Annotated in this window: 10 protein-coding genes; 8 read left to right on the top strand and 2 right to left on the bottom strand. The window is 42.5% G+C overall.

Annotated elements, in window-relative coordinates; all coding sequences use genetic code 11:
* The first annotated feature begins 94 nt into the window (after positions 1–94).
* The 7 genes from BN3261_RS06485 to BN3261_RS06515 all read left to right on the top strand — a co-directional run bounded on the left by BN3261_RS06485 (position 95) and on the right by BN3261_RS06515 (position 11,982).
* A complete protein-coding gene (locus BN3261_RS06485) occupies positions 95–6,613 on the top strand; it encodes an LPXTG cell wall anchor domain-containing protein (RefSeq protein ID WP_235812350.1) in 6,519 nt (2,172 codons plus the stop codon).
* Positions 6,614–6,681: 68 nt separating this feature from the next.
* Positions 6,682–7,467 (top strand): class B sortase, encoded by a 786-nt coding sequence (gene srtB / locus BN3261_RS06490; RefSeq protein WP_059085779.1) that lies wholly within the window; start codon positions 6,682–6,684, stop codon positions 7,465–7,467.
* Between the two features lie 111 nt (positions 7,468–7,578).
* The gene (locus tag BN3261_RS06495) at positions 7,579–7,761 is read left to right on the top strand and encodes a hypothetical protein (RefSeq protein ID WP_059085780.1); all 183 of its coding nucleotides are present in this window, start codon (positions 7,579–7,581) and stop codon (positions 7,759–7,761) included.
* A 117-nt stretch (positions 7,762–7,878) separates the two neighbouring features.
* Positions 7,879–8,781, top strand: coding sequence for a hypothetical protein (locus tag BN3261_RS06500; RefSeq protein WP_015542765.1), 903 nt, complete (start codon positions 7,879–7,881; stop codon positions 8,779–8,781).
* A gap of 132 nt (positions 8,782–8,913) precedes the next feature.
* Positions 8,914–9,303, top strand: coding sequence for a BlaI/MecI/CopY family transcriptional regulator (locus BN3261_RS06505; protein WP_059085781.1), 390 nt, complete (start codon positions 8,914–8,916; stop codon positions 9,301–9,303).
* A 6-nt stretch (positions 9,304–9,309) separates the two neighbouring features.
* Positions 9,310–11,058, top strand: coding sequence for a M56 family metallopeptidase (locus BN3261_RS06510; protein WP_015542764.1), 1,749 nt, complete (start codon positions 9,310–9,312; stop codon positions 11,056–11,058).
* A gap of 57 nt (positions 11,059–11,115) precedes the next feature.
* Complete coding sequence (locus tag BN3261_RS06515) at positions 11,116–11,982, top strand: DUF2971 domain-containing protein (protein ID WP_059085782.1); 867 nt, start codon at positions 11,116–11,118, stop codon at positions 11,980–11,982.
* 274 nt (positions 11,983–12,256) lie between these two features.
* Here the strand turns inward: BN3261_RS06515 and BN3261_RS06520 are convergent, their stop codons facing one another.
* Positions 12,257–13,699: a DUF4367 domain-containing protein gene (locus tag BN3261_RS06520; protein WP_059085783.1), complete on the bottom strand. Its 1,443-nt coding sequence runs from the start codon at positions 13,697–13,699 to the stop codon at positions 12,257–12,259.
* Positions 13,696–14,175: a sigma-70 family RNA polymerase sigma factor gene (locus BN3261_RS06525; RefSeq protein WP_059085784.1), complete on the bottom strand. Its 480-nt coding sequence runs from the start codon at positions 14,173–14,175 to the stop codon at positions 13,696–13,698. The genes BN3261_RS06520 and BN3261_RS06525 overlap by 4 nt, the downstream gene beginning before the upstream one ends.
* Before the next feature lie 380 nt (positions 14,176–14,555).
* Here BN3261_RS06525 and vanR point away from each other — a divergent pair, with 380 nt between their 5' ends.
* On the top strand, positions 14,556–15,251 hold the full coding sequence (gene vanR / locus BN3261_RS06530; RefSeq protein WP_059085785.1) for a VanR-ABDEGLN family response regulator transcription factor: 696 nt from the start codon (positions 14,556–14,558) through the stop codon (positions 15,249–15,251).
* Positions 15,252–15,266: the final 15 nt, after the last annotated feature.

Below are 15,266 nucleotides of genomic sequence, written 5' to 3' on the forward strand. Positions count from 1 at the left end.
AAAAAGCCGGAAGAAAGGAGAAAGCGATGCAGATAAGAGACGGACCAAAAGAAAACTGCAGGGAAAAAAGCGATCATGAAAGGAGAACGTGCACTTGGAAAAAAACTGGAAGAAAAGATGGATGGCGGGTGCGATGGCTTTTGCTCTGTGCTGCACTACGCTCTTGCAGACGGGAGCTTCTGCAGTATCCGCCGCTGAGGTGGGAGGCGTTTCCGCACAGAGCGAGACGCAGATCGAGGTACAGACAGAAACACAGACAGAAACGCAGACGGAGAAAAGCGAGGAAGAACTGATCGAGGAAACCGTTGCTGATCCGGAACTTGCGCTTATGGTTACCGAAGGGGAAGCCTTTGATATCCAGAATGATTTTACAGGACTGAAACTCTCTGAAGGAGACCATGTGGAACTGAAAAAAGCAGCAATGGAAGACGGGACTGTATTTGATTATAACCATGCGGGAACCTATAAATGCGTATATCTTGTTACACCCGCATCCGGGGAAGCCTATCTGGTTGCCAGAAACATTACGGTGACACCAAGGGAAGCAGAAACAGACGGATCCAATGGCGGTCAGGAACAGGAAAGCGGCGATGACGAACCGGAGGCAGACCCCGTCCTCCCGACCATAAGCCCGGAAGATGCCCCGGAAACCCTGGAAGAGCCGGAAGAAACGGAGGAGCCAGAAGAAGAGGAAGCAGAAGAATTTTCCGATGAGGAACCAGAGGATGGAAGCCATCAGGTTGACATCGTACAGGGAAATGAATTCAATATTGAACTGGACCACGAGGACGGACGTTACCAGACGGGGGAGACGGTCAACTTTTCCGGTGATATCCCGCAGGGAAGCCTGATCGCAGTGGGAACAAGTCTTGTCGAAGCAAACCAGACAGAGAATACCGAAGATCTTCTGTATGCAGAAGTAAGCTACGATGAGGGAACAAATTCCTTCAGCTTTGAGATGCCGGAAGATGATGTTGCATTAAGTGTGGTATATGACCAGGCTGAGGGCGGTATTAGTACCATGGCAGCTTCCGATGGAGACTTGTGGGATGATTCAACAGACATTGAAGCTAATACCTATTACTATTATTCAGATGGAAAACTGCATCCTTTTGATTCTGTTATGGGACAGGGCGGAAATGATTCCTATAAGTATATCCGTTACAAAGCAGGCGGAAAGACTTATACCGTCTATGCATACTGCATGCAGCACAGTAAACAGTCCCCGCCAAGTGGAACGACTTATAAAAATATGGTCGAACTGGATGAGGGCGGCGATGACCGTTATTTAAGGAAGGCCATGTTTTACGGATATGGCGGTCCCGGATGGGGCGGCACATTCAACGGCTATAATATCAAATCCATCATGGAAAAATACGGCTGTTCCTCCGAGACCCGTGCAATGCAGCATTATCTGGTCGATTATTTATATGACGGGGAATCCGGATTTGGAGGATCCCTTTCGACAACTGCCAAAAACATGTTAAAAGAGATCAAGGCAGCCCTTGCAAAGATGCCGGATCCAACGACCATGGAGCTGACACCTGGGCTCAGTGCTTCTGCAAATGAAAACCAGAGCCCGACCTTCACATGGAAGGCAAACGCAGCTTTTGTGATCACGATCCATCTGGAAAACGGGGTCTCCCTTGTAAATGAGACGACAGGAAAAACCGGGACCGGAAATGTGAGCGTAAAGGGCGGTGAAAAATTCCATCTGGAAGCAACCACCCAGAATATTGGAAGCCTGAAAGGAAAATATGCGATCACATCCAACTATCCGCTTAATTTCCATGCCATGCTCTTAAAGCTGGCGAACAGCCAGGATATCGGCTTTGGATATTATACCGATACACTGGAGCTGAATCTGGAGGTAGACTGGCCGGATGAAGCAACGGTCAAGATCATCAAAAAAGATAAGGGAAGCAACGCGCTCCTTGCAGGTGCCGTTTACGGCATCTATGCAGATGAAGCCTGCACGAAACTTATCAAAAAAATGCCGGCAACAAATGCAAAAGGGGAATCCGAAGTAAAGATCACCAAAACACAGGATACCGTTTACCTTCGTGAAATCTCAGGCCCATCCGGATATGTGCTGGATACGAAAGCCTATGGGGTAAAACTGGTCGTGGGGCAGACCGCTTCCAAGAACTTAACGGATAAAGAGCAAAAAGGTGCACTCACCATTTATAAAGAAGGAGAAGTGCTTACTGGAGCGACCGTCACGGAAGATGGTGTGACCTTTGCCTACGAAAAACGGAAATTGAAAGGAGCCGTTTACAGTGTTTATGCAGGTGCAGATATCAAGGCGGCAGATGGCACCCTCATCTATAAAAAAGGTGCACTTGTCAAGGATAATCTGGTTACCGGAGATGACGGAAGCGTTACGTTAAAGGATCTCTATCTTGGCACCTACACAGTAACCGAGACGAAAGCTCCGGATAATTATGTATGCAAAGGAGAGTCTAAGACTGTTGAGCTTGTGTATGCAGGCCAGACCGTAGAAGTGCAGACTGTCAGTGCAACATTTTTAAATGAACGCCAGAAGGCTGCAGTCCGTGTGGAAAAGCAGGACGAAGAGACAAAAAATCCGCTCTCCGGAGGCATCTACGGGCTGTATGCAGCAGAAGATATCAAAGTTGATGGTAAGACCGTTGTTCCCAAAGGAACCCTGATCGAAAAAGCAACGACCGGAGCCGATGGAAAAGCTTCTTATAAAGCGGAACTTCCGATTAATTACAGCTACAGCATCCGGGAGATCCAGGCACCGGAACTTTACCTTAGAAACAGTGAGGATACTTACACCTTCACTTTTAAGTTCACCAATGATAAGGAAGAAAAGGTAAACTTTAGCCATACCTTTACAAATAAGCGTGTAAATGCAACAATCGACCTGGTAAAAGAAGACAGCGAGACAGGAAACAGCGCACAGGGAGATGCCGTATTTGAAGGAGCCATTTACGGGCTCTATGCAAGGGAAGACATTAACCATCCGGATGGCAGGAGCGGAGTCCTTTATAAAAAGGACGAACAGGTAGCTACCCTGACGACCGATAAAGAGGGAAAAGCAAGCGTAAGCAACCTGTATCTTGGAAAGTATTATTTGAAGGAGATCACGCCTCCAGTAGGTTATCTTCTGGACGAAGAGGAGCATGATGTAAACTGTAACTACGAAGGAGACCAGGTAGAGACGGTAAAACGAAATACCGTTTCCAAAGAAGACGTGATCAAACAGCCATTCCAGTTGATTAAAGCAGCGGATAATGATAAGACCGATGCGGACCTTTTAAAAGGTGCCGGATTCTCTGCTTATCTGATCAGCAGCCTGACTGTAAAGGACGATGGAAGCTATGACTTTACAAATGCGACCCCGATCGTTCTTACGGAAGATGGAAAAACAGAAATGTTTACCGATGAACGCGGCTATGCGTGCAGCATCCCGATTCCTTATGGACGCTACATTGTCCGTGAGACCACAACACCGCATAATTTCATGCCGGTAGATGATTTTATCGTAACCGTAACCGAGAACAGCAGCACACCGCAGGTATGGAGAGTCCTTTTGGACGATGAGTTCAAAGCAAAGCTTAAGATCGTGAAACAGGATGATGAGACCAAACAGCCGGTCCTCCTTGCCAATACAGAATTCAAAGTGTACGACCTGGATGCGAAAAAGTACGTGGAACAGGTAACGACCTATCCAAATACGGTTGTCCATAAATCCTATTTTACGGACGAAAATGGTTACCTGATTCTTCCGGAATCCTTAAAATGCGGAAATTACAGGATTGAGGAAGTGAGAGCGCCTGATGGCTACACCCAGAATACCCAGTATGTGGAGATCAAAGTTGATAAGAATACAGCTTATCAGATGGATTCCGTCAGCGGGGATGCCATCATTACCGTGACCTATGAAAACCATCCGGTCAAGGGCAAACTGGTGATCCATAAATCCGGTGAAACCTTAAAATCCTTTAAAAAGGATTTTGTATACGAAGAAGCTTCCCTGGAAGGGGCAGAATTTGAAATCTACGCAGCAGAAGATATTTTCACACCGGATCATCAGGTGGACGAGCAGGGAAACCGTCACGTGATCTATGCAAAGGATACCCTGGTAAAAACAGTGACCACTAATAAAAATGGGGAAGCTGTTATCAAAGACCTTCCGCTTGGAAAATACCGTGTGAAAGAAACAAAAGCACCGGCCGGATTTGTCTTAAATCCAGACAGTCAGGAAGTAGCCTTTATCTATAAGGATCAGAACACACCGGAGATCGAAGAAAAACTGGAATTTTCCAATGAACGCCAGAAAGTAGAGCTGAGTGTGGAAAAACGGGATGCTGAGACCGGAAAGGCTTTAAAAGGTGCAACCTTTGGATTATACAATAAAGAAGCAATTTCTTCCGGCGACAAGGTGATTGTAAAAGCAGATACACTGCTTCAGGAGATCACAAGCAACGAAAAAGGTAAGGCAGCGTTTACGCTGGATCTTCCGCTTGGCAGATACTATGTGAAAGAGCTGCAGGCACCGGCGGGTTATGTATCTTCTGATGAGATCCTGGAATTTGATGCCACATACCAGGGCCAGGACGTAAAAACGATCAAATTAAAATCCGTGAAGAAAAACCAGCCGACAACGGTAGAAGTAACAAAAGCAGATATCACGACCGGAACAGAACTTGACGGGGCTTCCATGAGTGTACTGGATAAGGATGGCAACGTGATCGATTCCTGGACATCCGTAAAGGATTCCCCACATGTGATCAAGCGACTTCAGGTTGGAAAAACTTACATTCTGCGTGAAGAGCTTGCACCATATGGCTACTTACGTGCAACAGACGTAGAGTTTACGATCTCTGATACTGCAGAAGTACAGAAAGTCAAAATGGAAGATGAAGTCCCGGTAGCAAGACTTCTGGTAAACAAGAAAGGGGAATTCTTAGACAGCGTATCCCTTCTTGACAATGCAAAAGGCATGATCGAGCACCTGTTCAACTATGTGACCGGAAACCTGACTGATGTAACCTTCAATGTTTACGCGGCAGAAGCCATCCGTGCAGCAGACGGGGTAAGTGCAGATTATTATGCGGCAGATGAACTGGTCGGCTCCATTACAACAGATGGAAATGGTATCGCCCAGATGGATAACCTCCCGCTTGGACGTTATTACATCGTGGAAAAAGAGACCGCACATGGCTACGTTCTGGATAATGAACCAAGATATGTGGATCTTACATACCGTGACCAGGATACACCTCTGGTTACTTATAGTGCCGACTGGCAGAATGCGCGCCAGAGGGTACAGGTGGAAGTCCTGAAAAAAGAAAAGGACAGTGACAAAGTACTTTCCGGGGCAATCTTTGGCCTCTATGCAGCAGACGACATCGTATCTTCAAAAGGAAAAGTACTCCTTGCGAAAGACACTCTGATCGAACTGAAGACCACAGATGAGGATGGAAAGATCCAGTTTGTTGCAGATCTCCCGATTGACAGCAGGTACTACATTAAGGAACTTGCCGCCCCGGATGGCTATGTGACAGACCAGGAACCGCAGGAATTCACTTTTGAGTACCAGGGCAGTGGAACCAGTGTTGCAGAGTATGCGTTCACCTTTGAAGATGAACAGACTACGGTAGAACTTTCCAAAGCAGACCTGACGGACAAAAAAGAACTTCCGGGAGCATCCTTAAAGGTAACAGATGAGGGTGGAAATACGGTGGATGAATGGGTATCCAAAGAGGAAGCACATATCATCAAGGGCCTTATCGTAGGAAAGAAATACAAGATGACAGAAACAAAGCCGGCAGATGGTTATGTGACTGCGGAAAGTATTGAATTTACCGTCGAAAACACAAAAGAAGTACAGAAACACCAGATGCTTGATGATGTGACCAAAGTGGAAATCAGCAAGAAAGACATTACGGATTCCAGTGAGGTACCGGGAGCAAAACTGATCATCCTGGATAAAGATGGAAAGAAAGTTGAAAGCTGGACGTCCACGGATAAACCGCATATGGTCGAAAAACTTCCGGTAGGCGAATATACCCTTCGTGAAGAGCAGGCTCCGGATGGATACCTCATTGCGGAAGATGTGAAATTTACGGTAAAAGATACCGGAAAAGTCCAGAAAGTCAAAATGAAGGACGCACATCCATATGGAAAACTGGTCATCAAAAAGACCGATTCCACCAGTAAGGCAGCCCTTTCAGGAGCAGAATTTGAACTGCGTGAAAAGGAAAGCGGAAAAGTCGTAGAAAAACTGGTAACGGATAAGACCGGAACAGCGACAAGCGGCAAGCTTCCGATTGCTACTTATAAAAATGGAAAAGTAGAGAAAACCGTGGAATATATCCTGGTAGAGACCAAAGCACCAAATGGTTATGAATTAAGCAGCAAAAAAGAAGAGATCCGCTTTGAATACAAAGACGGAAAAACCAAGGTGATCGAGATCGTAAAAGAGATCAAAAACACCAAATCCCCTTCCGGTAGCACACCGACAGGAAACAGCCCGAAAACAGGGGACAGCACCAACATCTGGCTTCCGATCCTTCTGGCAGTCCTTTCTGCCTGCGGCATTGGCGGCGTGATCTGGTATAAGAAGAAAAAAGGAAATTAAGGAATACGGTTCAGGGCTGCTCGATTTACCGGCAGCCCTTTTTCCAGGAAGAATAATCGGAGGTTTGTATGAGATACATAAAAGAAATCATGATCGTGGCAGTCTGCCTGATGGTACTCAGTTTTTGCGTATGTACCGGTTTTGGCATTTACTTTATGTACCGGGAAGGTGTGCAGGAATATGAAGACCTGCGTACATACGTCAAGGAAACAGATGAGGATGACCACACAGAAGGAACAGACGGAAGCGATGGGAAACAGACCGTGGTTGATTTTAAGGCATTAAAAAAGATCAATCCGGATATCGTTGCATGGATCCGGATCCCAGATACCAGCATTGATTACCCGGTAGTTCAGGGAAACGATGACTCCTATTACCTGACACATACTTTTAAGAAGACAGAACATGTGGCAGGGGCCATTTTCCTGGATTCCGATAACAATGCCGATTTTTCTGATGACAAGAACATCATTTATGGTCACAATATGAAAGATGGCAGCATGTTCCGCGGACTTCGAAATTTCCTTGGCGATAAATTTTTAAAAGAACACCATATCCTCTATCTGTATCTTCCGGATGAAGGGGTATGGATCTTTGTGATCGTAAAATGCGAGTATACACCGGCAGATGGAGATGCTTTTTTACTTGGAACGCAGGAAGAAGTCCCGACGCTTCTGCTTTCCACCTGTGGAACAGATGCCTCCAAACGTCTGGTCATATGGTGTGAAAGGCAGGAAGAGAAAGGTGGGCAGATAGAATATTCTGACGAGGAAGCAGAAGTACAGGAAGCTACGGATGATCTTGCTTTCTTAGATGGGGAGTTTGTAGAAAACGAAACCCATGATTTTATTTAAATGTTTGCAGAAATTTAATGGATAATTTCTAAAAAATATAACATTTTAATTTTCAGGTCTTTCTGGATGGACAGGAACAATAATAGTCTATCCGGGAGGACCTTTTTTTTATTGCAAGAATGGCGTAAAATGGCACTTTTGATGGAAATACGATTGCAGAAAAATGAAAAAAGAAATATTAGTTCTGACTATCATGTCCAGTATGCCGCAAATCATTTGGAGAAGGCGAAGGACGTGTTTATGAAAGCGATGAAGATCCTCTGGATTTATATAGCCCAGTGGAAGGAAAAATAGAAATTAAACTGAGATGATAAAAAAATATAGAAAAAAGAATTGACAATTGTATTCTACAGTTGTAGAATACAATTAACTTCTACAGATGTAGAAAATAAAATTCTAGGAGAATCCACGATGAAGACAAAATTTATGACACTTATGACGGTAGCAACACTTGGGATTTTTTCAGCTGCAACGGTTATGGCAGCAGGAAATAACGATTTCTATACACAGCCGCCGGCTGGATCTGAATGGGAAAAAGCAGATACGGAAGGTACCTATGCAAGCTATACGAACGGAAATGATTATGTAAATATCTATAAATATTCACTGGAGGATGTCAAAACAGGGATTGCCAAATGCAATGACACATACGATGCCTGCTATCAGACAATTTATTCAGAGGGAAACAGCCTGTATATGGCAGTGGGATATGCAAAAGATGCAGATGACATCAGTGACGTCAGAAAATTTGTAGAATATATTTCGTATCCTGGAAATCCTTCACTTACCAGACAGGAGAATGAAAACCAGACCGATGATTCTTCTGATGATTCTGATAAGGCAACTACAGATACTGCCAGTCAGAAGTCAGGAGGAGATTCAGATTCCTCCGATACAGAAGAAAATGCTTCTGCAAAATCCTCGGACAGCAATGATGATTCCGATATCCTTTCTACCTCACCAATGACATTAGTTGACAGTGATGGAAATACCATTGAGATTAATTACATTCTTCACAAAGATTATTCTTGTGAATATCGTGGAGATGATGGAATGAACTATACCGATAATGGGGATGAGACTTATACCGACGAAAATGGAAATACCTACTCAGCTCTGAATGATGATACTCATCATCTGGGACATACGTTGGAACAGCATGACCTTCAGGATGCAAACGGTAATACTGTGACGGTTACGGAAACTACAAATGGTGATTATTATTTCCAGGACGAAAATGGTACAGGATTTACGGACAATGGAGACGGGACATGGAGTGATGAAAATGGCAGCAGTTATACAGAAATAGACTGATAGTGGTCAGTAGCTGCAGGAATGGCAAGGGCATTTGCAAATTGTGCAAAAGCCCTTGCCATTTCCGTGAACCGTGGTAAAATAGAGTTATTCCTACATTTGTAGAAAATATGTAACAGGAGGTATGAAAAAGTGAAAAAAACTTACCAGAGACTTCCGGAATCAGAGCTGGATATTATGCTCGTTCTTTGGAATAATACTCCGCCGATGACCAGACCGGAGATTGAGAAAGTGATCACTATGAAGAAAAAACTTGCATCAACAACAATTTTGTCATTGCTGACCAGATTGGAGAACAAAAATTTCGTGGAAGTGACGAAACAGGGAAAAATGAATCTGTATACACCCCTGGTTTCGCAGTCAGATTATCAGGCACATGAAAGCCAGAGTGTTCTTGAGAAACTTTATGGGAATTCACTAAAAAAGTTTGTAACTTCACTTTATCATGGAAAGAAGATCAGCTCGGAAGAAGTCCAGGATCTCAGTGAATTTCTTAAGAACCTGGAGGACAGGGAGGAATAGCGAATTATGGAGGTTTTCATTCTACACATTCTGAAACTGAATGTTATTGCAGCAGTAGTAATTTTACTGGTAAAAGTGCTTGCGACTCTGTTTAAAGGACGTGTATCAGCGAGATGGAAGTACCTTATCTGGCTGTTGATTACGATAAGCCTTTGTGTTCCGGTGCGCCTTCCGGCGAATCTGGCACTGGTGGATTTCAAAGTACTTAGAAGCAGTCAACAGAATACGCAAAGCCCGAAGATAACGGATTACGCAGTCAGACCAGAGGAAAGTCAGAAGATAACAGAAAACGTATCATCTGCGAGCAAAGACATGAAAAATCTGACAGAAATCCCGGAACAAAAGAGAACTGTCAGGTACGAATCAGATAAATGGCTGGGAATTGTGGCTTTGATTTTTGCTGCTGTCTGGCTGAGCGTAGCGGTACTTAAACTGACGGGAGAATTGCTGGCATATTATTTTTCTATAAGGAATCTGGAACGGATGAGTCTGCAGGTAAGTGATACGGTGAGTATTCAGATGTACCGTGCAGCGTGTCAAAAGAAGCACGTACGCAGAATACCGGAACTCAGGCAAAACGCAGGTCTTACCACACCGCTTCTTGCAGGACTTTTACATACAAAATTGTATCTACCAGCAACCGGGTATTCAGCAGAAGAAAGAAAACTTATCTTTTACCATGAACTTACACATTATTGCCATCGGGATCTCTGGTATAAGATGCTCCTTCGAATCTGTGCATCGATATACTGGTTCAATCCCTTTCTTCTTATCATGCTGAAAGAAGCGGATAAGGATATTGAGAATCTGTGTGATACAGCAGTTGTTCGCAGAGTTAATAAAAAGGAACATAAATTATATCGACAGCTGCTTCTCAGGACAGTAGCCATGGAAAATCAGATTCCATATGTGACAGCAAGTCTTAATGACAGCGAAATGGTGTTTAAAGATCGGATTCTGTATATGGTGAACATTCGGAAACTCCGCAAAGGAATTCTTCCGGGAATTCTTGTGACGCTGCTGCTTGCAGGCGGTAATCTGGTATTTAATGTCTCTGCCGGGACAGATACAGTTTCAGTAGAGACGGAGAAGTCTGGTATTGAAAAAAATGCAGATCCAGAGAAAAATAATGTACCGGATTATGCACCATTTTCTGAAATGGTAACTATGCAGAAAGCTGCTGAAACCCAGGACGAAGGAGGAGTGACAGAGAATACAGATACAGAGGATTCTGTAGACGAAGAGGAAAAAGCAGATGCGGAAACAAACGATGAACCTGCCATGGAAAACAGCGGACAGGTAAGTGAAACGACCGATGATGGAATTACCTCTGACAACAACGGGTCTGTTTCATCTTATGAAAATCTGCCAGCAGGCGTACCATATACCAGTGGATTCAGTACTACTTCCGGTGTAGCATCAATTGTAGCACCGGGTGGAGGAGATGAAGAATCCAGAGTTCTTTACGATAACGGAGATGGGACCTATTCTGATTATTATGGGAGCCGATACAGTTATCAGGGAGATGGAAACTGGGCAGATGCCAATGGAAATTCATATCGTACCTGGAATGACGAAGGTTATCATTTCGGAAACCAACTGGAACAGCATGAACTCCAGGGCAGTAACGGTACTGTTAATGTAATAGAAACAACAAACGGAGATTATTATTATTGTGACGCAGATGGGGTCGGATACACAGACAATGGTGACGGCACCTGGACGGATGAGAATGGGAACATCTATACAGAATAAAGGATTTGTCCGATCGATGCATATTCAAATGATATTATTTCAGAAGAGGTATTGTATATGACCTACAATTTAGTAGAAATTCAGAAAAGACAGGAATCTACTGACAAATTTGTTCAGAAAGTTGGTAAAACTTTATGGCATTACACTTCTTTTCCAGCCTTGGATGGAATTTTAAGGAAAAAAAAGATTTGGTTTGGCAGCGCAACGAATGTGAATGATGCAAAAGAAGTGATTGGGTTTATTGATAACCTGAAGCAGAACATTGAGAACGGTCTTACCCAAAACAATATAAAACCCAAATGTGATGTTGATAAAATATTTAAAGAAATATATGACAGAACATCGCAAAAACACCTTTTTATGTTCTGTTTGTCACAGGCATTAGACGATGCAGCTCAATGGGACCGCTATGCCGATCATGGACGTGGTGTTGCAATAGAATTCAATACCGAAGCATTGCACAACCTGTTATATTATCATGGGATGATCATTGGCGAACAGTATTATACTCAGGAGACCAGGGATCATGAATTATACAAATTATTGTCTTCATATATTTCCACTGGAATTCTGGAAGGATTTTCCAACTTAGATGGATTCATTGATAATTTAGCATTATGTGCCCTTATTCACAAACATCCTACATTTACTGCTGAAAAGGAAATCCGAATCGCACCATATTTTGTAACGGACAACGATCCTCATATCGAATACAAAACATTCAATATAATAAAAGAGTTCTACATTTTAGATTTACAAAAAGTCTTAGAAACAGAAAATATGCACAGGGAAGATATTATCAATTCAATTATTATCGGACCACGTTCATCCCAGAATCCAAAAGATTTGGAAAACTACTGCAGACATCTTGGGTTGCATAAACTGGCTCAAAATATAAAAGTATCTGATTGTCCATTGCGTTAATAGATAAGAGGTTCCACTTACAGTGTGGAATCTCTTTTTCTGTCGAAACTCATTTAATGATTTTTGTTGTTGTCGGTTGCTTCATATAGTACACTGTCGTTATAATTATTAACCGGCAATGGAAAGAATGAGGAAATCGTATTGGATACCACAGATTACACTTCATGTGCAGAGATCGAAGAAGCAAAGAAAGCGTTTTTCGAAACCAAAAGGAATCGAAAAACGCTTTTTCATATATGACATATAAAAAAATGGGATCATAAACGATAGCATATTATTTGCGAATATCTACTAGTCCCTTTTTCAGTATATATTCAGAGAACTCATATGAAGCTCCGTCTCCAGTCACATTCAGATACAGATTTTTGAGGTCGCTTTCATTTACGATCCAGGCCATGTTCAGCTGTACACTTTCGCCTGGTTTTATAGAGGAAATGTAGTTTCCACCATTGCCATAATTTTCAGAGACACTATAATATACCATTCCTCCAGTCTTTGCCACGCCGTCCCAGCTAATGTAGTCATAGCCATCGCCGGCCTGTTCTGTTGGAATGTAAAGCTGTACTTTTCCATTTTCCTTAGTCAGGGTCAGTAAAGCACCAAGATAAAGCATATGGTCGATTTCCTCATTTGAATGATTGGTATAGGTAACTGTAACATAGACCAGTTTCTGATTCACTTCCTCTGACTTCACAATTTCATCCAGGGAATCGATTCCGTCGCCAGATTTCACATAATTCAATGTGTTTGTAGATAGCTTTCCATCAGCATCAATGGCTTCCGCCCATTCTTGTGGTATTTTGTCCGGATCGAGAAGCTGAAGATCATCAGAAATTTGAACAGAATCTACCTTTGCAGAAATCGTTTTTTCCAGATATTCACCATTTGTGTTTTCACCAATCACATCCAGATCAAAGGTGTCACCAATTTGGTAAATGGGTAGTTTTTTCTCATTTACAGAAGTACTTATTTCATCATTATCATCTTCTGTCTTTTCAGATATCATCTCTCCGCTCCATGTAGGCAATCCGGCGGTCTTTACCATAGTCGTGTTTCCCTCAATCACCAGATTTTCTGCAACTTTTATGGCTTCATCCTTTGACACATCATCTCCGATGTAGATCATAAGCACACGATATAAATCCGGGCAGACAAGATAAATTCTCTGGTTAAGAGCCCCGTTTTCGGTAATGCTATTATATTTGAGATATATCCCCTGGTATTTTCCAAATGTACGCTCTTCACTATCAATAACATTCTGATCCTGTACTACCTGTCCCAGATCATTTTTATCCAACAGGACAAATGAAAAACTGAACCCGCCAGTCATGCCATGCTCAGGATATTGGAGATGGTACTCGTCAATCCAGCTCATGCCCTCCGGAACATATTTAGCAGACAGATCTACCTCTGGGACCTCATCTGGAAGCACGGTCTTCTTTGCTGCATCACCAGCATCAATTTTGACTGAAACACCATAAGAACCCTGTTTTTCCAAAAACCAGTGATACAGATTTACTCCTGCATATACTGCCGTGGAAACTGCCAGTGCACACGCAGCTGCCACTGCGGCAACTTTCGGAGCTGTCCATCGTTTTCTTCTTCGCAGATTCGCCACTTTATTATCCGCCAGCTGCTTTGCTACCTCATTTTGAATCATATTATGGATAAAATCCGGTGTTTCGGGAATATCGTTTTTCATATCTTCTAATCTCATATTGACACCTCCTGTAATTCCTGCCTTAATTTTCCTCTTGCCCTTGCAAGTCTCTTTTGAACGGCACCTTCCGATATTTCAAGGATCTGGGCGATTTCTTTTACACTGAAATCTTCTATATAGTATAGAATAACGGGTAAACGCAGTTCCTCTTTTAAGGAATTTACGGCTGTATACAATTCACTGTAATTCTTTGTTTTTTCTGATTCCGGTTCCTGTCTGTCAGCCAGATTTTCCAATGGGATAAATTTACTGGATTTACGCACAAGGCTGTAACATTCGTTGATTAAGATACGGATTAACCAGGTCCGGGCATAGTTATCGTTTTTTAATGTGCCGACGTTGGAAAAAGCCTTCACAATTGTTTCTTGAATAGCATCTGCACAGTCATAGTCACTAAATAAAATTGTTTTTGCAGTTGAGTATAATTGTCTTTCTGAATCTAGGATCAGAGATCCAAGTTGTTCCTTTGTCATTTAAACACCACCTTTTTTTTGCCAGCCAGCATTTTCTTTACATCTATTAGACGTGCAGAAATCAAAAATATCCCTAATAATTTATTCTTTTTCTTATAAATGGACAAGTTCGTGGTTTTGCACAAAAAAATGTCTACTTTCGATAGTATTCCATAATAAAAGCAATAAAACAAGCATTTGCAAAGGGACATTGTTATAATTAAATTTGTTCATGGGTGTTATTTGTGATTACTTTCATGCTAATATGCTAATGTGCATTATCATATTAGCATGAAAAAAAATTAGGAAAATCTTAATAATTTCTCATGTAATCCATTGTGAATTTAGATGCTGTATTTGTTATACTTAATCGAGTACAAGCAAAAAGGAGAGTTGAAAATATGTCTGAAAAGATATTGATTATAGATGACGAGCAAGATATAGCGGATCTGTTGGAGGTCTACTTGAAAAACGAAAATTACATCGTTTATAAATTTTATTGCGCAACGGATGCCATGTCGTGTATTGAAAGCGGCGACATTGATCTTGCCATTCTGGATATTATGCTCCCGGATATGAACGGTTTTTCACTTTGCCAGCTTATCCGAAAGAAATACACTTATCCAATCATCATGCTAACGGCTAAAATTGAGGAAACGGATAAAATAACGGGGCTGACATTGGGAGCGGACGATTATGTGACAAAACCTTTTCGCCCACTTGAAGTAATTGCCAGAGTGAAAGCGCAGTTAAGACGTTACAAGAAATATTCGCCCAGTATCATCACAGAGAAAGTTCCATCGGAACTTTCCTATAACAAATTGTGCCTGAATGTGCAGACCCATGAATGTCTGTTAGACGGTGAGCCGGTTTCTCTGACACCGACAGAATTTTCTATCCTCCAGGTTCTTTTGGAAAGTGCCGGGAATGTTGTAAGCATTGAGGAACTGTTTCATGCAGTTTGGAAAGATGAATACTACTCTAAAAACAGCAGCACAATTACTGTGCATATCCGGCATCTGCGTGAGAAACTGAAAGATACTTCCGATACTCCGCAGTATATTAAAACGATTTGGGGTGTTGGTTACAAAATTTAAGCGAAAGGAGTACGC

The organism is Blautia massiliensis (ex Durand et al. 2017) (genome assembly GCF_001487165.1).
In the GTDB taxonomy this organism is placed as follows: domain Bacteria; phylum Bacillota; class Clostridia; order Lachnospirales; family Lachnospiraceae; genus Blautia_A; species Blautia_A fusiformis.

Excerpts from the sequence above, each read along its gene's own strand:
- srtB (WP_059085779.1), top strand. The coding sequence starts at position 6,682 with ATGAGATACATAAAAGAAATCATGATCGTGGCAGTCTGCCTGATGGTA.
- BN3261_RS06500 (WP_015542765.1), top strand. The coding sequence starts at position 7,879 with ATGAAGACAAAATTTATGACACTTATGACGGTAGCAACACTTGGGATT.
- BN3261_RS06510 (WP_015542764.1), top strand. The coding sequence starts at position 9,310 with ATGGAGGTTTTCATTCTACACATTCTGAAACTGAATGTTATTGCAGCA.
- BN3261_RS06515 (WP_059085782.1), top strand. The coding sequence starts at position 11,116 with ATGACCTACAATTTAGTAGAAATTCAGAAAAGACAGGAATCTACTGAC.
- BN3261_RS06520 (WP_059085783.1), bottom strand. The coding sequence starts at position 13,699 with ATGAGATTAGAAGATATGAAAAACGATATTCCCGAAACACCGGATTTT.
- BN3261_RS06525 (WP_059085784.1), bottom strand. The coding sequence starts at position 14,175 with ATGACAAAGGAACAACTTGGATCTCTGATCCTAGATTCAGAAAGACAA.
- vanR (WP_059085785.1), top strand. The coding sequence starts at position 14,556 with ATGTCTGAAAAGATATTGATTATAGATGACGAGCAAGATATAGCGGAT.